General features: G+C 73.6%; 21 protein-coding genes. 10 read left to right on the top strand and 11 right to left on the bottom strand.

The annotated features are described in order from the left end of the window. The first annotated feature begins 130 nt into the window (after positions 1–130). Positions 131–2,971, top strand: a complete 2,841-nt coding sequence (locus Mco01_RS27310; protein WP_204059724.1) for an AfsR/SARP family transcriptional regulator — start codon at positions 131–133, stop codon at positions 2,969–2,971. Between the two features lie 12 nt (positions 2,972–2,983). On the opposite strand, the gene Mco01_RS27305 is transcribed toward Mco01_RS27310, so the two are convergent. From Mco01_RS27305 to Mco01_RS27290, 4 genes are all read right to left on the bottom strand, one after another. Further along, positions 2,984–3,928: a trigger factor gene (locus tag Mco01_RS27305; protein WP_204059723.1), complete on the bottom strand. Its 945-nt coding sequence runs from the start codon at positions 3,926–3,928 to the stop codon at positions 2,984–2,986. Beyond that, the gene (locus Mco01_RS27300) at positions 3,925–7,149 is read right to left on the bottom strand and encodes a TIGR03767 family metallophosphoesterase (protein WP_204059722.1); all 3,225 of its coding nucleotides are present in this window, start codon (positions 7,147–7,149) and stop codon (positions 3,925–3,927) included. Before Mco01_RS27300 ends, Mco01_RS27305 begins: the two co-directional genes overlap by 4 nt. A gap of 228 nt (positions 7,150–7,377) precedes the next feature. Then, a complete protein-coding gene (locus Mco01_RS27295; protein ID WP_204059833.1) occupies positions 7,378–8,658 on the bottom strand; it encodes an RNA polymerase sigma factor in 1,281 nt (426 codons plus the stop codon). Between the two features lie 156 nt (positions 8,659–8,814). Beyond that, positions 8,815–9,903, bottom strand: coding sequence for a hypothetical protein (locus Mco01_RS27290; RefSeq protein ID WP_204059721.1), 1,089 nt, complete (start codon positions 9,901–9,903; stop codon positions 8,815–8,817). A gap of 429 nt (positions 9,904–10,332) precedes the next feature. On the opposite strand from Mco01_RS27290, the gene Mco01_RS27285 reads away from it, so the two are divergent. The 3 genes from Mco01_RS27285 to Mco01_RS27275 all read left to right on the top strand — a co-directional run bounded on the left by Mco01_RS27285 (position 10,333) and on the right by Mco01_RS27275 (position 13,551). Next, on the top strand, positions 10,333–11,391 hold the full coding sequence (locus Mco01_RS27285) for a cytochrome P450 (RefSeq protein WP_239103947.1): 1,059 nt from the start codon (positions 10,333–10,335) through the stop codon (positions 11,389–11,391). Next, complete coding sequence (locus tag Mco01_RS27280; protein WP_204059720.1) at positions 11,388–12,191, top strand: isocitrate lyase/PEP mutase family protein; 804 nt, start codon at positions 11,388–11,390, stop codon at positions 12,189–12,191. Before Mco01_RS27285 ends, Mco01_RS27280 begins: the two co-directional genes overlap by 4 nt. Positions 12,192–12,375: 184 nt before the next feature. Next, the gene (locus Mco01_RS27275) at positions 12,376–13,551 is read left to right on the top strand and encodes a L,D-transpeptidase (protein ID WP_239103946.1); all 1,176 of its coding nucleotides are present in this window, start codon (positions 12,376–12,378) and stop codon (positions 13,549–13,551) included. A 4-nt stretch (positions 13,552–13,555) separates the two neighbouring features. Here Mco01_RS27275 and Mco01_RS27270 read toward each other — a convergent pair whose 3' ends face one another. Then, entirely contained in the window at positions 13,556–14,128 is a 573-nt protein-coding gene (locus tag Mco01_RS27270; protein ID WP_204059719.1) for a TetR/AcrR family transcriptional regulator, read from the bottom strand. A gap of 76 nt (positions 14,129–14,204) precedes the next feature. Here Mco01_RS27270 and Mco01_RS27265 point away from each other — a divergent pair, with 76 nt between their 5' ends. Continuing rightward, positions 14,205–14,774, top strand: coding sequence for a dihydrofolate reductase family protein (locus Mco01_RS27265; RefSeq protein ID WP_204059718.1), 570 nt, complete (start codon positions 14,205–14,207; stop codon positions 14,772–14,774). 13 nt (positions 14,775–14,787) lie between these two features. Here Mco01_RS27265 and Mco01_RS27260 read toward each other — a convergent pair whose 3' ends face one another. Continuing rightward, positions 14,788–14,967 (bottom strand): hypothetical protein, encoded by a 180-nt coding sequence (locus Mco01_RS27260; RefSeq protein ID WP_204059717.1) that lies wholly within the window; start codon positions 14,965–14,967, stop codon positions 14,788–14,790. Between the two features lie 59 nt (positions 14,968–15,026). On the opposite strand from Mco01_RS27260, the gene Mco01_RS27255 reads away from it, so the two are divergent. The 3 genes from Mco01_RS27255 to Mco01_RS27245 all read left to right on the top strand — a co-directional run bounded on the left by Mco01_RS27255 (position 15,027) and on the right by Mco01_RS27245 (position 17,820). Then, positions 15,027–16,439 (top strand): carboxylesterase/lipase family protein, encoded by a 1,413-nt coding sequence (locus Mco01_RS27255; RefSeq protein ID WP_204059716.1) that lies wholly within the window; start codon positions 15,027–15,029, stop codon positions 16,437–16,439. A 71-nt stretch (positions 16,440–16,510) separates the two neighbouring features. Next, the gene (locus Mco01_RS27250; protein WP_204059715.1) at positions 16,511–16,948 is read left to right on the top strand and encodes a helix-turn-helix domain-containing protein; all 438 of its coding nucleotides are present in this window, start codon (positions 16,511–16,513) and stop codon (positions 16,946–16,948) included. After that, positions 16,945–17,820 carry an alpha/beta fold hydrolase gene (locus Mco01_RS27245; protein ID WP_204059714.1) on the top strand — a complete coding sequence of 292 codons (876 nt, stop codon included), beginning with the start codon at positions 16,945–16,947 and terminating at the stop codon, positions 17,818–17,820. Before Mco01_RS27250 ends, Mco01_RS27245 begins: the two co-directional genes overlap by 4 nt. Before the next feature lie 22 nt (positions 17,821–17,842). Here the strand turns inward: Mco01_RS27245 and Mco01_RS27240 are convergent, their stop codons facing one another. Beyond that, complete coding sequence (locus Mco01_RS27240) at positions 17,843–18,445, bottom strand: TetR/AcrR family transcriptional regulator (protein ID WP_204059713.1); 603 nt, start codon at positions 18,443–18,445, stop codon at positions 17,843–17,845. Positions 18,446–18,729: 284 nt separating this feature from the next. Between Mco01_RS27240 and Mco01_RS27235 the strand changes: the two genes are divergently transcribed. Beyond that, positions 18,730–19,092: a YciI family protein gene (locus Mco01_RS27235; RefSeq protein WP_204059712.1), complete on the top strand. Its 363-nt coding sequence runs from the start codon at positions 18,730–18,732 to the stop codon at positions 19,090–19,092. Between the two features lie 22 nt (positions 19,093–19,114). Here Mco01_RS27235 and Mco01_RS27230 read toward each other — a convergent pair whose 3' ends face one another. From Mco01_RS27230 to Mco01_RS27215, 4 genes are all read right to left on the bottom strand, one after another. After that, positions 19,115–20,389, bottom strand: a complete 1,275-nt coding sequence (locus Mco01_RS27230; RefSeq protein ID WP_204059711.1) for an MFS transporter — start codon at positions 20,387–20,389, stop codon at positions 19,115–19,117. Further along, on the bottom strand, positions 20,377–21,138 hold the full coding sequence (locus Mco01_RS27225) for a maleylpyruvate isomerase N-terminal domain-containing protein (protein WP_204059710.1): 762 nt from the start codon (positions 21,136–21,138) through the stop codon (positions 20,377–20,379). The genes Mco01_RS27230 and Mco01_RS27225 overlap by 13 nt, the downstream gene beginning before the upstream one ends. A gap of 81 nt (positions 21,139–21,219) precedes the next feature. After that, the gene (locus Mco01_RS27220) at positions 21,220–21,969 is read right to left on the bottom strand and encodes an ABC transporter permease (protein ID WP_204059709.1); all 750 of its coding nucleotides are present in this window, start codon (positions 21,967–21,969) and stop codon (positions 21,220–21,222) included. Continuing rightward, positions 21,959–22,891 (bottom strand): ABC transporter ATP-binding protein, encoded by a 933-nt coding sequence (locus tag Mco01_RS27215; RefSeq protein WP_204059830.1) that lies wholly within the window; start codon positions 22,889–22,891, stop codon positions 21,959–21,961. Before Mco01_RS27215 ends, Mco01_RS27220 begins: the two co-directional genes overlap by 11 nt. Before the next feature lie 68 nt (positions 22,892–22,959). On the opposite strand from Mco01_RS27215, the gene Mco01_RS27210 reads away from it, so the two are divergent. Then, the gene (locus Mco01_RS27210) at positions 22,960–23,508 is read left to right on the top strand and encodes a TetR/AcrR family transcriptional regulator (protein WP_204059708.1); all 549 of its coding nucleotides are present in this window, start codon (positions 22,960–22,962) and stop codon (positions 23,506–23,508) included. The last annotated feature ends 12 nt before the right edge of the window (positions 23,509–23,520 follow it).

Genomic DNA, 23,520 nt, shown 5'->3' with positions numbered 1-23,520 from the left:
TATTTTGGAGGTGACCCAGCCGAGGGGGCGCGTGGTGGGCTGGGAAGAACGGGAGCTGGGGGCGACAGATGCCGGCGTTGGCGGGGTGCGCTCGACAAGCCGGTGACATACCGGCGAATGCGGCGAACCGGTGAACGCGGACGATGTGCGGGTCCGTCTCCTCGGCCCGGTTGATGTCACGGTGGGCGGTGCGCCGTACCCGTTCACGGGGTTGCGTCGCAAGTCGGTGCTGGCTGTCCTCGCGTTGCAGCCGGGTGAAGTGGTCAGCGCGGAACGGCTCATCGGCGCGGTGTGGGGGGACGACCCGCCGGCGACGGCGGCGAACACCCTGCAGCGGCACATCTCGTTCCTGCGGCAGGCGTTGCGGGGACGTCACACGATCGTGGCCCGGCCGCCGGGGTACCTGCTGGACCTGCCGGTGGAGGCGGTCGACGCCGGCCAGGCCGGCCGGCTCCTGCGTCCGGGCGGGCACGACGGCGACCTCGCCGGCAGGGCGGCTCGGCTGACGGCGGCCCTGCGGCTGTGGCGGGGGCCGTCGCTGTTCGACGTGACCGAGGTCGCCTGGCTGCGTAATCAGGCGCAGCGGCTCGACGAGATCCGGTTGGACGCCGTCGAGCGGCTCGCCGAAGCCCGGCTGGCGCTCGGGGACCACGTCGCGCTGGTGGCCGAGTTGGAGGAGCTGATCGCGCGGTCCCCGTTCCGGGAACACGTGCATCGGCTGCTGATGCTGGCGCTGTACCGGAGCGGCAGGCAGGCCGCGGCGCTGGCCGTCTACCACCGGCTGCGGCAGCTGCTGGGCGACGAGCTGGGCATCGAGCCGAGCTCTGAGCTGCGCGCTCTCGAGGCGGCCATCCTGCGGCAGGATCCGGCACTCGACTCGGCGCCGCCCGTGGTGCAGGCGCAACCGGCCGGGCGGTTACGGGTCGTCCCTGCCCAGCTCCCCCGCGCGGTCGGGGCCTTCACCGGACGGGACGAGGAGTTGGCCTGGCTGCACCGCCACACACCGCCGTACCCCGGCGGCCAGGGCCCGGAGCCGGCGCGGACGGCGACCGTCCTGGTGGTCTCCGGCACCGCAGGGGTGGGCAAGACGGCGCTGGCCGTCCACTGGGCGCACCACGTGGCGGAACGGTTCCCGGACGGTCAGCTGTATGTGGACCTGCGCGGCTTCGACCCCGGGGGCGTCGTGATGGACCCGGTCGAAGCGGTGGACGGATTCCTCGACGCCCTCGGCGTGCCGGGCGACCAGGTTCCCGCCTCGGCGCAGGCGCGGGCCGGCCTGTACCGCAGCGTACTGGCCGGCAAGCGGGTCCTCGTCGTGGCCGACAACGCCCGCGACGAGCGGCAGGTCCGGACGCTGCTGCCCGGCACCCCCGGGAGCCTGGTCGTGGTGACCAGCCGCAACCAACTGCCCGGGCTGGTCGCCGCCGAGGCGGCGCACCCGCTGACTCTCGGCCTGCCTTCCTTCGGCGAGGCGCGGCAGCTTCTCGCCCACCGCCTCGGTGCGCAACGGGTCGACGCCGAGCCACAGGCCGTCGAGGACATCGTCGCCCGCTGCGCCCGGCTGCCCCTGGCCCTGGCCGTCGCCGCCGCCCGCGCCGCGATGGCCCCCGCCCTCCCGCTGGCCGACCTCGCGGCGCAGTTGCGTGACGCCGCCGCCACCCTCGACCCCTTCGACGGCGCCGACCCGGCGACCAACATCCGGGCCGTGTTCTCCTGGTCCTACCACGCCCTCAGCGCCCCGGCGGCACGGCTGTTCCGGCTGCTGGGACTGTGCCCAGGACCCGACATCGCCCCACCCGCGGCGGCCAGTCTGGCGGGCCTGCGGATACGGGAGGTCCAGCCGCTGCTGGCCGAGCTGACCCGCGCGCACCTGCTCACCGAGACCAGGTCCGGCCGCTTCGGCATGCACGAACTGCTCCGCGCCTACGCCGTCGAACAGGCACACGGGCACGACGGCGACGAGCAGCAGGCCGCGGCGCGGCGGCGGTTCCTGGACCACCACCTGCACACGGCGCACGCGGCCACCCTGCTGCTCGCACGCGGACGGGATCCGATCGAGCTGTCTCCACCGGCGCCCGGCGTCACCGCACAGCCTCTGGCCGATCTGCGGGCGGCCCAGGCCTGGTTCGCCTCCGAACGGGACGTGCTGCTCGCCGTCGTGGCCCGCCCACCGGACGGGTTCGACCGGCACACCTGGCAACTCGCCTGGGCTCTGGGCCCGTTCCTGTGCACCGGGGGGTACTGGCGGGACAACCAGCGCGTCCAACGCGCCGCCCTGCGCGCCGCGCGAGGCCTCGGCGACGAAGCCGGACAGGCCCACGCCCACAGCGCCCTCGCCAAGATCCACGACACCCTGGGCGACCTCGCCGAAGCGGAACACCACACCCGCACGGCGCTGCGCCTGTTCGACCACGTCGGCAACAAGGTCGCGCTGGCCGCGACCCACCGCAACCTCGGCGTCGTCGCCGAACGCCGTGGCGACATCCGCCTGGCCCTGACCCACTGCGAACACGCCCTCCAGCTCTACCAGTCCATTGGGCACACACTCGGCCAGGCGTACACCGCCACCACGATCGGCGAGTACCACGGCCTGCTCGGCGACCCTGCGACCGGCCTCGCCTACTGCCGGGAAGCGCTGGACACCTTCCTCACCATCGACGACCTCCCAGGAGCCGCGGCCGCCTGGGACGTCCTCGGCGGCCTGCACTTCAGGACACACGACACGCAGGAGGGCGAGCGCTGCTACCAGCAGGCGCTCGCCCTGTGGCGCCGGCTCGGCGACCGCTTCATGGAGGTCACCACCCAGGCGAACCTCGCCGACAGCCGGCAGCGCGCCGGCGACGCCGACGCCGCCCACCAGGCACGGCGACTCGTCCTGGCCGTCCTCCACGAACTCGAACCCGACGCGGCGGCTCAGGTACGGAGCCGCCTCGACGTGGTGCCGGCCCAGGCGGCCTGCGCCACCGCGTGAGCGGTGAGCCGTCTACGCAGGGTCGATGAGCGTCACGCGTCGCATGACGAGAGTGAGTGCCTTGTCCCTGCGGACGTCCGTCACCTGAGCGTGGCCGCGGCGCGCGACCGCCTCCGCCAGTTCGGCGGCCGACACGCTCAGCCGTTCGGCGTCCGCCACGGCGTCGAGCAGGAGCTGGCTGCGTACGCGTTGGGTCGTGGCCGCGACGAGGTCCGCGTCGAGCTGTTCCGCGGTCGTGGCGGTGGCGGTGGCGGCGAGCTGGTCGGCCAGGGACGTGCCGAGCAGGTGGAGCTCGGCGAGCATCCACTGCCGGCGGTGTTCGACCTCGTCGCGTACCAGCCCCTCGGGCGCGGGTACCGCCGCGGCCTCGGTGAGCCGCCTCAGGGCTTCGTCGCGGGCGGCGCGCAGCCGGGCGGCGTCCTTCGCCTGGTACAGCCGCTCGGTGAGTGCGGCGCGGAGCCCGTCCTCGTCACCTGACAGCCGGTCGGCCTCTTCCCGCGTGGCCATGTGCTCGCGCAGCCCGTCGAGGCACGCCCTGATCTCGTCCTCGGACACCGCGACCGGATCCACCCGGATCACCAGGGACGAGAAGTCCGGGATCGCGATCTCCGGCCGGACGTCGAGCACCGCGGCGAACCGCAGCGGCTCGCCCTCGCCGCAGTCGACGATCTCGACGTCGAAGCGGCCCAGCGGATCGAGCCCGTGTTCGCGGGCCGCCGTCGCCACGAGGTCGAGCAGGGCGGCCTCCACCGCCTGGGGGAGCGTCGGCGCGCCCGCACGCTCGTCGATCGGGTGGAACGGCACCCGGCCGGCGCGGAACCCGGCGAGGCCCACCGTCCCGGGCGACGCCGCGGTACACGTCTCCCGCAGCACCGGCTGGAGCGCCGCCCAGGGCACCTCGGCGTCGAGGCGCACCCGGGCCGGCCCCAGCGTCTGCACTGTGGTGCCGGCGGTCATCGGTTGTCGGCCTTCCCGACCGAGTAGTGCACGGTGGCGCCGGCCGCGACCAGCCTGCCGGCCGGGATCCTCTGGGACACGACCTTCTTTATCTCCTCGGAATCGGAGGTCAGCGTGTCCTTGTCCCGGGACGGCACCAGCCCGAGGCCTCTCAGCTCGCCCTCCGCGACGGCCGGGTCCAGCTTGTACAGGTCGGGCACCTCGACCCCGCCCAGCGACATCGCGAGGTTCACCGTGTCGCCCTCGAACGCCACCTCGCCCGGCTGGGCCGGAGACTGGCTGGACACGGTGCCCACCGGTTGGACGCTGAGCTCCTGGATGACCGTGCCGATCTTCAGGCCCGTTTCGAGGATGAGGCTCTGCGCGACGTCCTGCGTCTGACCGATCAGGTTCGGCATGATGAGGCGCTCCCGGGTGTTCGACGTGCCGGGCACAATCGGAATGTCGGGCCGTAGGGCGCCGGGGGTGGAGAACGCCACCCACGCGTTCCAGACGTCCGCGTTCGCGGCCGTCTGCTGGCGGTGCCAGAGCTGGCCGGCGTGGTCGACACCGAACAGGCGGATCTGGCCCGCGCCGTCCCTGCGGGCGGCCAGTTGCGTCATCCGGGTCTGGCCGGCGTCGAACAGCTGCCACGTGCCCCACGTGTCGCCGCCCGGCGACTGCTGGTAGGTGCGCCAGGCGCGCCGGTCGTGGTCGAGGGCGAACAACGCGATCCGTCCGTCGCCGGTCACGGCCGTGGCGATCTTCGTGAACCGCTGGCCCGACGGGATGGCCAGCGTCGCCCAGTTGGCCCAGACGCCCGCGACGGGGCTTCGGTGCCACAACGTGCCCTTGTCGTCGAGGGCGAACACATGGATCATCCCGTTCTTGTCGGCGACCGCGGCGACCTGGACGAACGCGACGGACAGCTTCCCGAACCCGGTCGACCAGGTGCCCCAGGGCCCGCCGGCGGACTGCTGCCAGATGTGCCAGACGTCGCCGCCGGGCGTGGTGACGAAGACCTCCAGACCTCCGCCCGCCCAGCGGGCCACCGCGATGGACCGGGCGTTGACGTCACCCATGGAGACCCAGCTCGACCATGTGCCGTTGGCCGCCTGCGCGGTGCGCCAGACCCGGCCGAACTGATCGGTGTTCGCCCCGAACAGCTCCACCAGGCCGTCCTTGTCGGCCTCCGCGGCCACCGCGTGCAGCGTGCCCCAGATCGGGAACTGCGCCCAGTTCGCCCACGAGCCGAGTCCCGTGCCGTGCAACCACCAGATCGTCTCGTCCGACTTGGTGCCGAAGACCTCGAGGTTCCCCGCGGTGTTCGCCACCGCCGTGACCGACGTGCCCCACACATCCGGAGTGCCGATGAAGAAAGGCGCCGGAAGCGTCAGGACGGTGTTGCGGTCGCCCTCGTCGCCGGTGCGCGGATGCGGGCGTTCGGTGGGGTCGTTGGCGGCCAGTTCTCTGGCCAGCGACGCGAGCGCCGTGGGCGTGGACAGGTCCCCGCCGTACGCCACCGGCGCCGCGATGTCGATGATCGTCGTGAAGATGGAAATCTTGTCCCGGCCGGCGGCGATCTCGAACAGCCGGCTCTGCACCGGCCAGTCGATGTGCGAAGCGGTGGCCACCTCCCAGAACCCGCCGACGCCCGGCACATGGTTCTGGAGCGAGGTGGTGATCCCTCGCATGTGCGGGACGATCTCGTTGGTGTGGGTGTGACCGCAGACGTACATGATCACGTTGGGGTAGCGCAGCAGCAGCTGTTCCACCGACTTGCCGAAGTAGAAGTCGGGCTCGAACCAGTCGACTTCGTTCGCCGCGTTGTTGTTCAGTGTCCTCAAGGTGTGGTGGGCGAAGACGACGAACAGCTTGTCCTGCACGCCGGCCTGGCGCACCGGCGCACCGTTGCCGTCGTAGTAGAAGGAGCTGTTGGCCTTGAGCTGAGCCTCCAGCCGGTTGAACTGGTCGCCGGGGATTCGCCCGTTGGCCCCGGCGTCGTAGTTGAGCGTGTCCAGCACGATGTACCTGATCGGGCTGCCCGTCGTCGACTCGAACGCGTAGTCGGTGAGGTAGATGTTGGTCCCGTCGGGATGCCGGAACCCGTGACCGAGCGGGCTGCCCGTCGTGTTCCAGTGCTCCGCGGCGAAGTCGTGGTGGTTGAGAATCCGCCGGCGTGAGTCCGCGGCCACCGGCAGGAACTGCAGGTTGTCCACGAACATGTTGAGTGGTCCCGGGTCGTCGGTGTCGGCGGGGAAGGTCACCTCGCCGCTGGTCGCCTGGCTGATCCACGCCTTTCTGCTGTCGGTGGCCAGGCCGGAGATGTCGCGGAGATTCCCGAGCTCGCCCTCGACGAAGGTCGGGTTCACCGGGTAGTTGCCCTGGATCTCCCCGTCGTGGTTGCCCATCACGGCGTACCAGGGCATGCCGAGACCGGTGGAGGTGAACGGCCGGCGCGCGGCGGCCAGCAGCCCCTGGACGATCGGGAAGTTGTACGTGAACCGGTAGAAGTCCGTGCCCCGGTTGTTGAGCCCCTCCGGTGACCAGTAGTGCCGGTCGTGGCCGTTGAAGTTGCCGGAGACGCCGTCCTGCTCCCGGCCGGGCTGCCCGGACTCCGGGCTGATCTGGTGGCCGCCGTCGAGCAGGTCGATGTACCACCGGGTCTCGTTGTACTGCGCGTTGTCGACCATGTCGCCGGTGGCGATGGTGAAGCTGAACGGCAGCCCTGTCATCGGGCCGAACCGCACGTCGCGGACGGCTCTGACCATCGCCTCGACGATGTGGGTGGACAGCATCTCCTGCGGGCGATACGCCGAATCCGTCACCTTGTTGATGGTGCTGCCCAGGTCGGCCCACCGGTCGGTGAACTCCACCCGCGCGGGCGACTTGTCGTCCACGATCTGCATGTCGGTGACCTGGACGAACGCGTCCAGCACGCGCGTCGGCGGCGCGTAGAACACGCCCACCTCGGGGTCGATCCGCAGCAGGTGCGGCTCGCCGGCGTCCTCACGCAGGGTCACGTAATCGGTCCACGTCACCGTGTCCTGACGCTGGTTGGTGCGCACCGTCTTGTCGAGCGTCGTGGTCCCACCGAACAGACCCCGGCCGTTCACCGCCGGCGCCGCATCGGCGTCCGCCGGCGTGACCAGGACCGGGCTCAGCAGGCCGCCCGCGTCCACCGCGGCGGCCAGCACGCCGGCGCCGGCCAGCGCGAGGAAGTTCCTCCGGGATACCGCCATGTTCACTCCCTATGCACATCCGCACGGCGATCCATCGACGTGAATGGCGTTCCACCCGTTCCACGCCGCGCCCGCGACCGGTGGAACGGCGGTGGAACGCGGTGGAACGCCCGCTGTGCGGAGCGGTTCCCGGCACGGGGCCGGACGAGAGCGCGCCCGCGCCGCCGGAGCGGATCAGAGACCGCCTCAACCGGACAGCCGGCCCGGGCGGTGCGACGCGGCGCCGGGCTACGAGGAGGAGACCTCGGCGAGGCGGCGGGCGAGGTAGCGCCGTTCGGTCTCGGTCGGGGCCAGCGCGAGGGCGTCGCGGTAGGCCGCCGCGGCCTCGGCCGGCCGGTCGAGCCGGCGGAGCAGGTCCGCCCGGGTGGCGGGCAGCAGGTGGTAGCCGTCGAGCCCGCCCGAGCGCGCCAGCCGTTCGACGAGCGCGAGCCCGGCGGCCGGGCCCTCAGCCATGCCGACGGCGACCGCGCGGTTGAGCTCGACCACCGCCGACGGGACCAGGCCGGCCAGCCGGCCGTACAGGGCCGCGATCTGCGGCCAGTCGGTGGAGGCGGCGTCCGGCGCGGCGACGTGGCAGGCCGCGATGGCCGCCTGGAGCTGGTACGGCCCGGGCCTGCCCCGCCGCAGGGCACCCTCCAGCAGGGCGAGCCCCTCGTCGATCGCCACGCGGTCCCAGCGGGATCGGTCCTGGTCCTCCAGCAGGACGAGGTCGCCGGCCGCGTCGACCCGGCTCTCACGCCGGGCGTCGTGCAGGAGCATGAGCGCGAGCAGGCCGGTCGCCTCCGGCTCGTCGGGCATCAGCCCGGCCAGCACGCGGGCCAGGCGGACGGCCTCGGCGCACAGCCCGCGGCGCACCAGGTCGGCGCCGCCGCTCGCCGAGTAGCCCTCGTTGAACAGCAGGTACAGCACGGCGAGCACCGCCGCCATGCGATCGGGCAGCAGGTGGGCCGGCGGCACCCGGTAGGGGATGCCGGCGTTGCGGATCTTGCGCTTGGCCCGGACGATCCGCTGCGCCATCGTCGGCTCGGGCACGAGGAACGCCCGCGCGATCTCGGCGGTCGTGAGCCCGGCCAGGGTGCGCAGGGTGAGCGCGATCCGGGCCTCGAACGGCAGCGCCGGGTGACAGCAGGTGAAGATGAGCCGCAGCCGGTCGTCCCCGACGCCGTCGTTCTCGGGGCTCCCGGCGTCCTCGCCTTGTGTGGGCAGGGGGATCGGGTCGTCCGCGCGGTCCATGAGCGCCACCTCCCGCAACTTCGCCGCGCCGACCGCGTCGCGGCGCAGACGGTCGATCGCCCGGTTGCGGGCGGTGGTGGTGAGCCAGGCGCCGGGGCGGCGAGGGACGCCGTCGCGGCCCCACCGTTCGAGCGCGAGCGCGAAGGCGTCCTGCGCGCACTCCTCGGCGAGATCCCAGTCTCCGGTCACCCGGATCAGGGTGGCCACGACCTGCCCCCACTCCTCACGGAAGGCGGCGCCGACGGCCGCCTCGACCTGCCCACCCGTCCCGTCCAGACCGGCCTCGCCTCCTCTCGCGGCGCCCCGGGGGGCCGGCGGCGTGTCCCGCCGGCCCCTGCCGGTGCTCTCGGTGCTCTGGTCCACCGTCTCACCGACGTACGACAGTTCGCGAAATCGACGTCCGGGAGGCGACGGTCACAGGGACGTCGACGGTCACAGGGACGAGGTGTAGGTCACCATGGAGGGCTGGTCGACCAGAACCCCGGCCTTCCAGCAGGCGACGTCGCGGACCACGGCGGCGCCGCCCGAGGTGCCCCAGCGGGTCAGCAGGGTGCAGAACTCCGGGCCGGGTCCGTAGGCCGTGACCTGGACGTCGTCGGGCAGCACGCCGACCGAGGGGAACAGCACGAGCCGCTCGCCCGTCCCCGCCGTCTGGACGGTGTTGACCCCCGACTGGGAGTTGTAGTTGACCCCCGGAGGGACCGGCGCGTACGGGCCGGGGTTGGCGGGGGTGTTGTCGAAGGTGTAGGCGAAGTTCTTCGGCGGGATGGCGGCCCCCGTGATCGCCCGTTCCCGCTGGTAGGTCAGGGTCCACCCGGTGTCGAGCGGAGTGGCGGTCGCGTCGTGGCAGCGCACCTGGATCTTCTGCGCGCCCGGCGAGGGCGACCAGGCCGCCGCCTTGCAGCGGGCCGGGACGCTGGAGTTCACCGCTGTGACCTGGATGTTCCCGGCGTACGTCGAGGACCCGAGGCCGGGCAGCAGGACGGTCCACACGCCGGTGGAGGTGGGCGTCACGGTGTTGACGGCGAGGGCGGAGTTGTACTGCCAGGCGACCGCGGAGCCGTCCCAGAAGACGTACCCGAACGCTTTCGGCGCGGGCAGCGGGCCGCTGCTGGAGGAGAAGACGATGGAGAACGGCGTGAACGTCGGGACGCCGCCGTACTTGTGGCACCGGACGGCGACGATCTCGTCCGCCCCGGCGGCCCACCACTTCTCGGCCTGGCACCAGATGGGCGCCGCGGCGGCGGCCGTGACGTGGACGACGCCGCCCGTGGAGAGGGCGATCTGGGGGAACTTCACCAGCACCTCCCCGACGCCGCCCGGGGAGACCTGGACGGAGAACCCGGGCGGCCAGCTGCCCGCCTGACGGGCCGGGTCGGGAATGCCGGCCGTGGTGTCCACGAAGGCGAAGCCCCAGCGGTCGGGCACGGCCGCCCCGGCCCCCGCCGGTACGGCGAGACCGGCGGCGACGAGCGCGAGCATGACGAGTAACCGTGTGAGCACGTTCCGTAGTGGTCGCATGTCGTCCTCCATGCAGGTCGGGCTCCGTGGCCGGGAGCGGTGGTGCCGGGCGTACACGTGCCGCGTCCCCGGCTCACGCCGGGGCCGGTCCGCGGGGGTTCGCGGGCGGTCGCGGGGCATCCCGGTGGTTCAGGGCGCTTCGCAGTGGTTCGCGATCGGCCGCAGCGGTTCACGGCGATTCACGGTTGTTCACTGCGGTTCACGGTGGTTCACTGCTGTTCGCGAGCGGAGGGACGCGGCGCCGGGGAGATCACACCACCGTCCCGGCCCTGTGATAACCCGGCGATCGGCGGCTGAGAAGACCCAACCTTTCTGCGGGCGACCAGGTCGCGGCACCGCGCACGTCCGAAAAGCCGCCGTCAGAACGCGGGTGCCGGTCCGGGCACGGTTCGACCGGGGACGAACGGTCGCGCGCCTAGCGTCGTCGGCGTGAGACATCATCCGCCCGTCCTGGAGGACGGCACGTGGAGGGTGGTCCGGCACGCCGACGTGCGGGACGTGCTGGCCGACCCTCTCTTTCAGGTTCCCGCCGTCCCGCCCGGCGACGAGGACGGCCACGAGGGCGGCCACGAGGGCGGCGGCATGGCCTGGCTGCGGGGGGCGGTGAGCAGGTTCAGCAACGGCGCCGAGCACGCCCGCCGCCGCTCCCGCGCGGTGGCGCTGCTCGCGCCCCTCGACCCGGCGGAGCTGGGCGGCCAGGCGCGGGCCGAGGCCGAGGAGGCCCTGGCCCGCCCGGGTCGCGTCGACGTGATGGCGCTGCTGGCCCGCCGGGTCCCGGTCGGGGTGCTCGCCGTCCGCCTGGGCGTCCCGGCCGTACGGCGGGAGGAGGCCGTCGCCGCGGTGACGGCGATCGCCGCCGCCTACCACCCCGGCGGGGAGCGGAACGCCGCCGCCGACGCGGCCGTGGCCTCCCTCGCGCGTCTGCTTGGCGGGCCAGACCGGGAACGGCTGGCCGCGGTGGCCGGGCTGCTCGTCCAGGCGTGCGACGCCACCGCCGGGCTGATCGGGAACACGCTGGCCGCCGTCCTGCGCCCGCCGGGAGAGGCGGCGCCGTTCAAGGAACCGGCGGTCGAGGCTCCGGCGGTCGAGGCTCTGCTGGCCGAGACGATGCGCCACGACCCGCCCGTACGGCTCACGCGGCGGGTGGCGGCGCAGGACGCCACGGTGGGCGGTGTGGCCGTGCCGTCCGGGGCCGTGCTTGTGCTGGACCTGGCGGCGGCCAACCGGGATCCGGCGGTGTTCCGCGACCCGGACCGGTTCGACCCCGGACGGTTCGGCGCGGACGGGCTCCCCGCACGCGACGGGGCGGGACATCTGGGGTTCGGGAGCGGCCCGCGGGCGTGCCCGGGGGAGCGGATCGCCCTCGCACTGGCCGCGGGGGTCGTGTCGGCGGCGCTGGGGCGGACCCCGGCCGAGACCGCGGTGACCTACGAGCCGTCGCCGAACCTGCGCGTGCCCGCCCGCCTGGAGTTGGAGGAATGCCCATGACCATCGATCAGACTGATCGGTTCGCCCGTTTCCTGGCGCTGCACCACGGCGACCGGCCGCTGGTGCTGCCCAACGCCTGGGACCACGCCTCGGCCGCCGCGCTGGCCGCGGCCGGGTTCGCCGCCGTGGGGACGACCAGCCTCGGGGTCGCCGCGGCGGCCGGCAAGCCGGACGCGGCGGGCGGCACACGGGAGGAGACCCTCGCCCTGGCACGCCGGCTGGGCGGCCTGCCCGTGCCCTTCACGGTCGACATCGAGGGCGGCTTCGGCGACAGCCCGGAGGAGGTGGCCGCGTTCGCGGCGGAGGTGGCGTCTGCGGGCGCGGCGGGGGTCAACATCGAGGACGGACTCCCCGACGGGACGCTGTCCGGCCCCGACGGCAGGTGCGCGGCGATCGCCGCGATCAAGGTCGCGGTGCCCGGCCTGTTCGTCAACGCCCGTACGGACACCTTCTGGCTCAATGCCGGGGGACTGTCCGAAACCGTCGCCCGCGTCCGGGCCTTCGCCGATGCGGGGGCGGACGGGGTCTTCGTCCCCGGCGTCGCGGAGGAGCCGGACATCCGGGTGATCGTGGAGGCGGTGGCGCTGCCGCTGAACGTGTTGTTCCTGCCCGGCAGGCACACGGTGGCGGGGCTGGCGGCCCTCGGCGTTCGCCGGATCAGCACCGGATCGCTGCTGTTCAGGGCGGCATTGGGGGCGGCGGTCGCCGCCGCGAGGGCCGTCGCCGAGGGCGGGGACACGCCCGGCGGCCTGCCGTCGTACGGAGAGGTGCAGGCACTCGCGGGTGCGCCCGCTGACTAAACTCTTGATCGAGTTTTACGCGAACCTTACCCTCTCCATACGCAGATGTCCCCTGCCCGCTACCGAATCGTGATCCGACTCCTGGGGAAATTGCACATATAAGAGGCAACCGCGAATAAGGTCTTAGGGTGCCCTTTGCGCCCATGGGGGAGAGGTTGTGCTGAGGACTGACGTTCGTTCGAGATTGCCGATCGCCGGTGTCGCCGTCGCCATGGTCGCGGCGCTGTCGGCGTGCTCCGGCGGGTCGGACGCGCCCGGGTCGCCGGGGGGCGGCGCCGGGGGCGACAAGCCGGCGGTCCCGACGCCGGTCATCAAGATCAGTCCTGCGTCGGGGACCGCGAAGGTGCGGCCCGACAAGACCGTGGTCGTCACCGCGTCCAACGGCTCGCTGCAGGAGGTCACGGTCGAGGCGGACGGCGAGCAGGTCGAGGGGGAGTTCGACGCCGCCCACACGAAGTGGACCTCCAAGAAGCCGCTGAAGCCGTCCGCCAAGTACACGGTGTCGGCCAAGGCGTCCGGCGACGGCGGCCCGGCGACGGCGAGCAGCCGGTTCAGCACGCTCACCCCCAAGCTCAAGCTGGCGGTGGCGGACGTCACCCCCGGCCTCAAGGGGGAGACCGTGGGCGTCGGCATGCCGATCATGGTGACGTTCAACCAGAACGTCCAGGACAAGGCCGCGGTGGAGCAGGCTCTTGAGGTGCAGGCGGAGAAGCCGGTGCCGGGCGCGTGGCGGTGGATCAACGACAAACTCGCCATCTACCGGACGGCCAAGTACTGGCCGGCCCACCAGAAGGTGAAGTTCGTCGCGCATCTGGAGGGCGTGCACGCCGGGCGCGACATGTACGGCGTCGAGGACCACAGCACGACGATCAACATCGGCGCGGCCTGGGTCAGCTCGGTCAACACGAAGACCCACATGATGGTCGTCAAGCGTGACGGCAAGACCGTGCAGACCATGAAGATCAGCGCGGGCAAGGGCACCACCCGCGAGTACACGACCACCAGCGGCGTCCACCTGACCATGGAACGCGGCAACCCGGTCACGATGATCTCCCCGGGCAAGAAGGAGGGCGACCCCGGGTACTACAAGGAGGTCGTCAACCACGCCGTGCGCATCTCCAACAGCGGCGAGTACGTGCACAGTGCGCCGTGGTCGGTCGGCTCCCAGGGCATCGCCAACGTCAGCCACGGCTGCGTGAACGCCCGGCCCGACCAGGCCAAGTGGTTCTACGACCACTTCCACCGGGGCGACGTCGTGAAGATCGTCGGAACCAGCCGGATCCTCGAGTGGAACAACGGCTGGGGTTTCTGGCAGATGCCGTACAAGCAGTGGAAGAAGGGCAGCGCCCTGGAGTCCTGACGGCTCAGCCGGGCACGATTCTCCGGACGGCCTCGGCGACCAGCTCGTCCACACGCTCCCCGGGGATCACCTCGGGGAGCGTCAGTCGTTCCAGGATCAGCCAGTTGAGGGCCAGGTAGAGCAGCACGACGGTGGTGGCGTCGCCGGGCAGCCCGGTTCCCAGGTGGAACTCGACGTTGCCCTGAAGGTCGGCGCCGATGACGCCGGTCAGCACCTCCCGCAGCCGCGGCCGCCGGGTGGCCTCCAGTCGCAGCTCCACCAGCGCCAGGTAGCCCGAGCGGAACTCCGTCACGCGGGCCACCAGGTCGCGCATCAGCTCGATCACCCGGTCGCGGTCTCGCGGTCCCTCCATGGCCGCCGTGATTCCGGCCGCGTCCGGCCGCAGCCGTTCGTAGACCCGGCCGCCCGCCTGGGTCAGCAGGTCGTCGCGGTCGCCGAAGTAGTTCGACGCCGTCCCCGTGGGCACGCCCGCCTCGGCGTCGACGGCGCGGAAGGTCAGCCCCCGCGACCCCTCCCGTGCCAGCACCTCGATCGCCGCGTCCAGCAGGGCGGCGCGACGGGCCGCGTTCTGGCGCATGGAACCTCCTTGACGCCACTCCAGATGTAGTACTACGTTCGCACCACTTCAAGTGTAGTGCTTATGAGGAGTCGTAGTGCGAGAACTGACCTACCTTGTCGCCGCCACCCTCGACGGGTACATCGCCGCCCCTGACGGGAGCTTCGGCTTCTTCCCCTTCGAGGGGGAGATCCGGTCGGCGATCCTGGCCGAGTACCCGGAGACCATGCCGGTCCACGCCCGCGGGCCGCTGGGCCTGGACGGCGTGCCCAACCGGTGTTTCGACACGGTGCTGATGGGCCGGGCCACCTACGAGCCCGCCCTGTCGGTCGGTGTGACCAGCCCGTACGCGCATCTGCGGCAGTACGTGTTCTCCCGCACGCTGTCGCAGGCGGATCCGGCGGTGCCGGTCGTCGCGGAGGATCCGGTGCCGTTCGTCCAGCGCCTGAAGAAGGAGGACGGCGCCGGGATCTGGCTGTGCGGGGGAGGGAAGCTGGCGGCGGCGCTGCTTCCCGAGATCGACCGCCTGGTCGTCAAGCGGCACCCGTTGGTGATCGGTTCGGGCGTCCCGCTGTTCGACGGACCGTTCGGCCCGGTGCGCTTCGCGCCTGAAGGCACCCGCGCGTTCGCCGGCGGGGAGACGATCGAGGCCTACCGGCGGGTCTGAGTGGCCGGGGCCGCTACCGCAGTCCCCACTCCATGAGGGCGAAGGCGCCGACGATCTTCAGGGCCACCAGGGCGATGACGACACAGAACACGATCAGCGCCGGGCGGTGCTCGAAGTGCTTGCCCTCCTTGAGCGGCGGCCGCTTGGCCACCCGCTCGGCGATGCGCTCTTCGATCGGTTTGCGATGGAACATGTGGTCATGATACGGGTCGCGTCGCTCGTTCCCGCGGAGCGGGCCCTACGCTCGGACGCGTGATCGACACCGTGGTGACGACCGAGACCGGGCGGGTCCGGGGACAGGACCTGGGCGGCGTCGTCTCGTTCAAGGGCATACCGTTCGCGGCGCCGCCGGAGGGTCCGCTGCGCTTCCGGCCGCCGGCGCCGGCGGCGGCGTGGGACGGCGTGCGCGAGTGCGCCGCGTTCGGAACGGCGCCGCCCCAGCTTCCGCCCCGGCCCGGGGTTCCGCCGGTCTGGCGGCCGGAAGACGGCCTCGACTGCCTGACGCTGAACCTCTGGACGCCCGGCCTGGGCGCCGCCGGGCTTCCCGTCGTCGTCTGGCTGTACGGGGGGCTGTGGAAGCACGGGTCCTCGGGCATGCCGCAGTACGACGGGGCCACGCTTGCCGCCTCGGGAGTGGTGGTGGTGACCGTCAACTACCGGGTCGGCTTCGAGGGCTTCGGCCACATCCCGGGCGTCCCGGACAACCGGGGGCTGCGCGACCAGATCGCCGCCCTGGAATGGGTGCGGCGGAACGTCGCGGCCTTCGGCGGCGATCCCGGGCGGGTGACGGTGGCCGGCCAGTCGGCGGGCGCGGCGTCGGCGGTGCTGCTCGCCGGAGCCCCGGCGGCCGCGGGCCTGGTGCGCAGGGTGATCGCTCAGAGCGTGCCCGCCGGCCTGCGCGGGGCCGCCGAGGCCGAGGCGGTCACCGCCGCCGTCGCGGCGGCGGCCGGCGTCCCGCCCACGTGGGAGGGGCTGGCGGCGCTGCCGCCGGAGGCGATCCTCGCGGTCCAGGACGCCCCGCTGGCCGGCGACGCCGGGCCGATGACCGCGTTCGGCCCGGTCGTGGACGGAGACCTGGTGACGGGAGCGCCGTGGCAGGCCGTCCTGGCCGCACGCGAGGTGGACCTGATCTGCGGATTCACCCACGAGGAGTACCTCGGCCACGGCCCGCTGCCCGATCCCTCGACGCCGCCGGAGGCCGTGGCCGCCGCGCTCCGGCTCGGCGACGGGGCCGCCGCCGCGTACCGGGAGGCCCTGGGAGGCGAGGCGGTCCTCGCGATGCTGTCCGACGCGCTGGTGCGGATGCCGAGCCTGCGCACGGCGGAGGCGCACGCGCGCGCGGGCGGGCGCACCTGGCTGTACGACTTCGCCTGGCGCGGCCCGGCGGGGGCGGGTCACGGGGTGGACGTGCCGTTCGTGTTCGGCGACGGCGGCAGCCGCTTCGCCGCGCGGGTCCTCGGCTCGCCGCCGCCCGCCGGTTTCGCCCCGCTGTCCGCCCGGGTCCGCGCGTCCTGGGCCGCGTTCGCGGCGACCGGCGACCCCGGCTGGCCCCGCTACGACCTCGACCGCCGCCGTACGCGGATCTGGGACGACGACCCTCATGACGCCGACGACCCGCTAGCGGTGTCTCGGCGGATCTGGGAGACGTGCGATCCTTCCCTATAATTCCCTATCGAACTGCAAACAGGGAGCGATACGGTAGGTTGCGGTATGACGGCGAGCGTTGGAGGAGTGCCGTGCCGCATCAGCCGTACTCGGTGGAGCAGGTGGCGAACCTGCTGGGCCTGCACGTCAAGACCGTGCGCGGATACGTACGCGACGGCAGGCTCAAGGCCGTCCGCATCGGCAAGCAGTACCGGATCGCGCGGGAGGACCTGGAGGCGTTCACCGGTCACCCGGTCGCGCCGCCGGCGGCCGAGAGGGCGCGGCGCGCGCGGCACGCCGAGGTGTCGAGCGTCGTCCAGGTGGACGCGATCAGCCGGGAGGAGATGAGCCGGCTGACCAACACGCTCATGGCGGTCGTCGCGGCTCCCCACGACGGCGACGAGCGGCTGCGCGTGGAGTCGATCTACGACGAGGAGCGCGCCGTCCTGAAGATCATCGTCATCGGGGGCCTCACCGTCAGCGCCGACCTGTTCAGGATCGTGACGACGCTGCTGGAGGACCGGCGATGACCGGCGTCTACCGATCGGACGAGGGCGCCCGCGCGGTGCGGGAGGGCTACCGGGCGTTCCTGGAGCGCTGGCCGGTGCCGAGCGAGCACCTGCGGATCCCGACGCGGCAGGGGGAGACGTTCGCCGTCGCCTGCGGGCCGCCGGAGGGGCCGCCCGTGGTGCTCCTGCACGGCTCGGGCGCCAACAGCGCGATGTGGATGCCGGACGTCGCGGCCTGGTCGTCGCGTCTGCGCGTCCACGCGGTGGACGTGATCGGCGAGCCGGGCCTGAGCGCGCCGTCGCGCCCGCCGCTCGGCTCGGACGCGTACGCGCAGTGGTTCGACGACGTGCTGGACGGGCTGGGGCTGGCGCGCACGGCCGTGGTCGCGGTATCGCTGGGGGCGTGGCTGGCGCTCGACCACGCGATCCGCCGCCCTGGCCGGGTGACCCGGCTGGCGCTGCTCAGCCCCGGCGGGGTCGGCCGTCAGAAGATCGGCGTGCTGCTGGCGGCGCCGGCGCTGCTGCCGTTCGGGCGGTGGGGGCGCCGCCGCCTCCTGCGCCTGGCCCTCGGCCCGGTCGCCGTACGGCCGGAGGCCGCGGGGCGCGAGTACGGCGCGTTCGTGCTGCTCGTCCACCGGCACTTCCGGCCGCGCCGCGACCGGCTGCCGGTCTTCGGCGACGAGGCGCTGGCCGGCGTCGCGGCGCCGATGCTCGTGGTCGCGGGCGGGCGGGACGCGATGCTCGACTCCCATGACACCGCGCGGCGGCTGGGGCGCGCCGTCCCCGGCGCCGACGTACGACTCCTCCCGGAGGCGGGGCACCTGCTGCCCCGCCAGACCGAGCCGATCCTCGGCTTCCTGCTGGAGGGCGTCGACGTCCCCGCCGGAGCCTGAGCACCACGTCATGAACCGGCGGCTATCCGCCCAGCAGGCGGTCGAGGTGGTGGTCGAGCACGGCCGCGGCGCCCTCGGCGGAGCGCTGCCCGACGGCGACGTCGACGCCGAGGGCGGTGGCCAGCGTCCAGCAGATGTCGGCCTCCATCCGGTCGTCCCGTTCGCCGTCGCCCGCGTTCCCGCGTGCGGCGCGGGCGGCGGCGATCAGGTCGGCGGTGAAGGACAGCAGGTGCTCGTCCGGTGGGGCGAGGACTCGCGTCATCTCCGGGTCGGACATGGTGCGGCCCAGGACGGCGAGGGAGAACCGGAGGAGCCGGGTCCCCTCGGCGTCCAACCCGATGAGTGCGCGCAGGCACGTGCGGAGCACGTCCTCGGGGGTCGCCGCGCCGATCGCCCCGATGGTCTGCGCGACGCGGGCGTCGACCGCCTGTACGGCCCGGCGGAGGGCGTCGCGGACGAGCTCCTCCATCGAGGGGTAGTAGTGCTGCACCTGCCCCATCGACACGCCCGCCTCGGCCGCGACCTTGCGCAGGCTCACGCCTTCGAGACCGTCGCGGACGGCCAGGGCCCAGACGGCGTCGACGAGACGCGACCTGCGCGCCTCGTGGTCCACGACTTTCGGCATGTCCTCCCGTCCTCCGACCGGTCGCCATGCGACCGCATCGCACAGCCTCTCACACCTCTTTTACAATGCGAATGCATTGCATCCGGACCGGTGAGGGCGGTTCTGGCGCTCCCGGCGGGCTGCATCGCGCGTTCCGCTGGCGCGGCGCTCGGATGCTGTCCTACGGTGCCTGCGCCGGGACTGCTCGCCGTGCGTGGGGAGCAGTGCCGGCGGTGTCCAGACGGAGCGACCGCTCCGGCCATCGGTGAGGGGCGCCGCGGGCGTCACAACCGTGAGGAGAAGGCGTGAAATACCTGCTCATCATCCATAACAACCCCGCGCTGATGGACGCGCTGCCCCAGGAGGAGCTCGAGGCGATGATGAACGCCCACGAGCCGTTCCAGCAGAAGCTCAGGGAGACGGGGGAGCTCGTCGGCTTCGCTGCGCTGGCCGGTCCGTCCGACAGCCGGGTGATCCGCGTCAAGGACCAGGTGCCGGCCGTGACCGACGGGCCGTTCCTGGAGGCCAAGGAGTACCTGGCCGGCTTCTACGTGGTCGACTGCGCCGGCGACGAGCGGGCCGCCGAGCTGGCCGGGCTCATGCCCGAGGCCCGCTACCAGGGCGTCGAGGTACGGCCGGTGGTCGACGAGTCAGGCCTGGGAGCCTGACGCCAGGCCGCGGGCGGCGGGGTCAGGGCGTGGCCGTGACCCCGCCTTCCGCGGGCTCGGAAGGGCGGGCGCCCACGCGGTAGGGGTCGCGCAGCGCGCGGCGCGCCAGCGGCCCGACGGGCGCGACCGCGGCCAGCAGGATCGCCGCCAGCACCAGCCAGCCCACCGCGTGGAGGCCGGTGAGCAGGGTGGTCACCACGGCGGGGCCGAGCGCGACGGTCGCCGCCTCGGTGGTCGCGGTCACGCCCTGGTACTGCCCCTCGGCGTCGCGGGCCATCAGCCCGAGTGACAGCCCCCACTGGGCGGCCACGTAGTACAGCTCCCCGACGACGTGGACCCCCACTCCCGCCAGGACGACCGCCAGCGCGACGAGCGGGGAGCCGGGCCAGGCCGCCAGGGCGAAGACCGCGCAGCAGGCGGCCAGCGCCAGCCCGGACACGCGGGCCGAGCGCACGGCCCCCGGGACGTCCGCCCCGCGGCGGCTCACCCGGACCTGGAACAGTGCGATGGCGGCGGAGCTGAGCACGACGGCGAGGGCTGCGGCCCACAGCGGCGCGGAGGTGTCGCCGGCGATCCACAGCGGCAGCCCGGTGGACAGCAGCGCCCAGCACAGCGCGAGCAGCGTGGTCGACCCCATGACGGCGACGTACGGCAGGTCGCGGACGGCCTGGGTGCCGGCGCGGCGGCGCTCGGCGGGCACCGGAGGCACGCCGGGCACGGTCACGGTGATGGCGGCGGCCGCCAGGAACGTCGCGGCGTTCAGCAGCACGGCCGCCACGAAGACGGGCCGGCCGCCGACGGCCAGGACGAGCGCGGCCGCTCCCGCGCCGGCGGCGTAGGCGATGTGCTGCACGACGCGTGACTGGGCCAGCGTGCGCAGCCGCCGGTCCCCGGGGACGAGCCCGTACACGAGCGTCACCCGCACGCCCGATCCGGAGCTCTGCACGGCGGAGAACAGCGACTGCACGAGCAGCAGCGTCCAGAAGTCGTGGACGAGGACGTAGGCGGCCATGCACAGGCCGCGCAGCACGATGACGACGACGAGCACCTCGCGGGGGCCGCGGCGGTCGGCGAGCACGCCGACGGGGGTGGCGGCGAGCAGCCCGGCGGCCCCGCCGAGCCCGACCGCGATGCCCATGGCCTCGGCGGGGATGCCCTGGATCCGGGTGAAGAAGATGGCCCACAGGCTGAACCAGAGCCCGTCGCCGAAGCCGGTGACGGCCTGCGCGGCCAGCAGCCGCCGCACGATCGCGGCCGTCGCGGGGGCGTCCTGCCCCGCCGGGGTCATCCGCGCCATCGCGGCACCTCCGGCAGAGCGCCGGCGGGGGCGACGGTGAGGCCGGTCCCGGGGGAGCGGCCGGTCAGCCAGGCCAGCAGCGCCCGGCAGGTGCCGGTGACCAGCGGCCCCTCCCCGAAGGCGACGGACAGGTCGTCGTCGGTGGCGGCGACGCGCACCCTCGGGCGGTCGGCCGGATCCCGGCCGGCGAAGTCGCGGGCCACGCGGCGGCACTCCCAGGCGGCGTACCACCCGGGCCAGTCGCCGGGGGTGTAGCAGGCGTCGAGGTCGACGTGGTGGATCTCGAGCTCGCGCAGCAGGCTCGGCGGGACGCGGTGGGCGGGGCCACGCGAGCCGCCCAGCCAGGTGACCTCGCGGTCCCAGGCGCCGGGCGGGTGGTCGCGGATCGCGGTGAGGGCCGCGCCTGTCGCCGCCCGCAGCCTGTCGGCGAGTGCCGGGGCGGGCAGGGCGGCGTCGCGCTCGATCTGCCCGGTCCGCTCGTCCTCACCGGCGTACTGGGGGATCGGCAGCCCGGTTCGCGCCGCGACCAGCAGCCGCACCCGCGACTCGGCCGCCCCGGCGATGTGGGCCAGGACGTGCGCGCGGGTCCACCCGGGCAGCAGCGACGGCCGCCGCACGGCCGTCTCGTCCAGCGCTCCGGCGGTGGACAGCAGCCGGCGGACGCTCTCGGTGAGCGGGCCGAGCAGCGCGACCCCGGCGGTCTCCGTGGCCGTACCGCGATCCTTCGTGTGGGGAGCGTGAGGGGGCATGGGTGTCCTCCTTCCTGGACACGCCGCGCCTACCCGCCCCCGCATCGACTAATCACGCATTCCTGAATGGTGACCGCGACGTCAGGCCCGGCTCCGTCCGGGAAGCAGGACGCGCACCACGGCGGCGGTCCCCGCCACCACTGCGACGGCCGTCAGGACGGCGACGGCGTGCGCGTACGCGCCGGACGCCGACACCGAGACGGCGGACTGGAATCCGCGCACCGCCCAGTAGCCGGGGGTGGCGGGGGCGAGGTCCGCGACCCACCCGGGCAGCCCGTCCAGCGGGACCAGGGCGCCGCTGAGCCCCATCATGATCATGGCACCGATGTCGGCGACCGCGCCGAGCCGGCCGCGGCTGCGCAGCCACGCGCCGAGCGCGAGCCCGACGGCGGTGACGCACGACGACCAGGCCAGCCAGAGCACCGGCAGCCTCCACCCGCCCGCGGCCAGGTCGAGGCCGAACCACCAGGCCGCCTCGGCGAAGAGCAGCCCCTGGAAGACCACGAACAGCGCGAGCAGCGGCAGCGCCTTGCCGGCGAGGATGGCGGCCGGCCCGGCGGCGCAGGCGCGCAGGCGGGCCCAGGTGTGCCAGTCACGCTCGGCCAGCAGTTGCTCCCCGGCCACGTCGAGGGCGAGCAGGGTGAACATCACCGCGGTGCCGCCGGCGGCGTTGAGCACGCCCGAGGTCCCCGGCACGGCCAGCCGCTCGTAGATCGGGTGGACGACCACCATGAGGACCGCCGACATCACGGCGTACGCGACGAGGGTGCCGGGGTCGCGGGCCAGCAGGACGACGGTGTGGCGGGCGACGACGGCGGTGTCACGCAGCACTGCGGGCCTCCCGGGTGGCGAGGTGACGGTAGAGGTCGTCGAGCGTCGGCTCGGCGATGTCGACGCCGCGCAGCCGCGCGGCGTCCGGTCCGAGTCCGGCCAGCACCCGCGCGGCTGCCTCAGCGGGACGCTCGGCGGTGACGACCACGCTGTGCTCGCCGTCGCTGTGCTCGCCGTCGCTGTGCTCGCCGTCGCTGTGCTCGCCGGGGGCCGGTGTGAGGGCGGCGGGCGGCGGGCCGTCGAAGCGGAGGACGGCCCTACCGGGCAGCCCGGCCAGCAGGGCGGCCCGGGAGCCGCGTGCGATCACCCGGCCTGCGGCGGCGACGGCGAGCGTGGCGTCCAACTCGACCAGCTCCGGCAGGTAGTGCGTGGTGTAGCAGACCGCGGCGCCCTCGGCGGCCCGCGCGCGCACGACGGCGAGCAGGTCCAGGCGGGTGTCCGGGTCCGCCCCGACGGTGGGCTCGTCGAGCAGCAGCACCGGCGGACGGTTGAGCAGCGCGGTCGCGGTCTGGGCACGCCGCTGCTGCCCGCCCGACAGCCGCCCGGCCGGGCGGTCGAGCACCTCCCGCAGGCCGAGCGCGTCGGCCAGCTCGTCGATCTCCGCGCGCAGCCGCCGGCGGCGCAGCCCGGCCAGGCCGCCGAACAGCCGCATGTTCTCCCGCACGGTGGCGGTGGGGTAGAGCGCGGTCTCCTGCGGGGCCCAGCCCACCCGTCCCCGCGCCGTACGGGCGTCGGCGCCGCCGATCAGCACCCGCCCGGCGTCGGGCCGGTCCAGCCCGCTCGCGATCCGGGCGAACGTGGTCTTCCCTGCGCCGTTGTGGCCGATGAGCCCGCAGATCTCCCCCGCGGTCACGGCCAGGTCGAAGCCGTCGAGCGCGGTCACCGCGCCGAACCGCTTGCGCAGCCCCGTGGCCTCCAGCATGGTCACCCCTGAAGTATACGACGTATATCTACAATGTATACTTTGGTGGGAGGAAGGGGAGTGCGTCAATGGGCCGAAGAGGGCTGAGCAGAGCCGAGATCGTCGACGCCACCTGGGGTCTGGCCGCCGAACGGGGCCTGCCCGCGGTGACCATGCGCGCGGTCGCCGAACGGCTCGGGGTGACCCCGATGGCGCTGTACCGGCACGTCGGCGACAAACGCGGCCTGCTCGACGGCCTGGTGGAGCGCCTGCTCGGAGCGATCCCCACGCCCGACCCGGCCCTGCCCTGGCGCGAGCGGCTGACCGCTCTGGCCGCCGGCATCCGGGCGCTCGCACGGGCGCATCCCGACCTGTTCCCCCTGCTGTTCCAGCGCCCGGCCGTCACCCCGGCGGCCCGCGTCCCCCGCGACGCCGCCCACGCCGCGCTGCGCGAGGCCGGGCTGCCCGAGGAGGAGGCCGTCCGCGCCGAGCGCCTGTTGTCCACCTTCATCCTCGGCTTCGCCGCCTCCGAGGCCGCCGGGCGGTTCGACCACCTCGACGCCGACGAGGAGTTCGCCTACGCCGCCGACGCCATCGAACGGATCCTCACCGCGCATCGCGACCGGCCGCGATCATGATTCAGCGCGGCC

The organism is Microbispora corallina (assembly GCF_016863035.1).
GTDB lineage: Bacteria > Actinomycetota > Actinomycetes > Streptosporangiales > Streptosporangiaceae > Microbispora > Microbispora corallina.
Note: the sequence above shows the minus strand (reverse complement) of the source record. Positions and strands in the feature narration are given on the sequence as shown.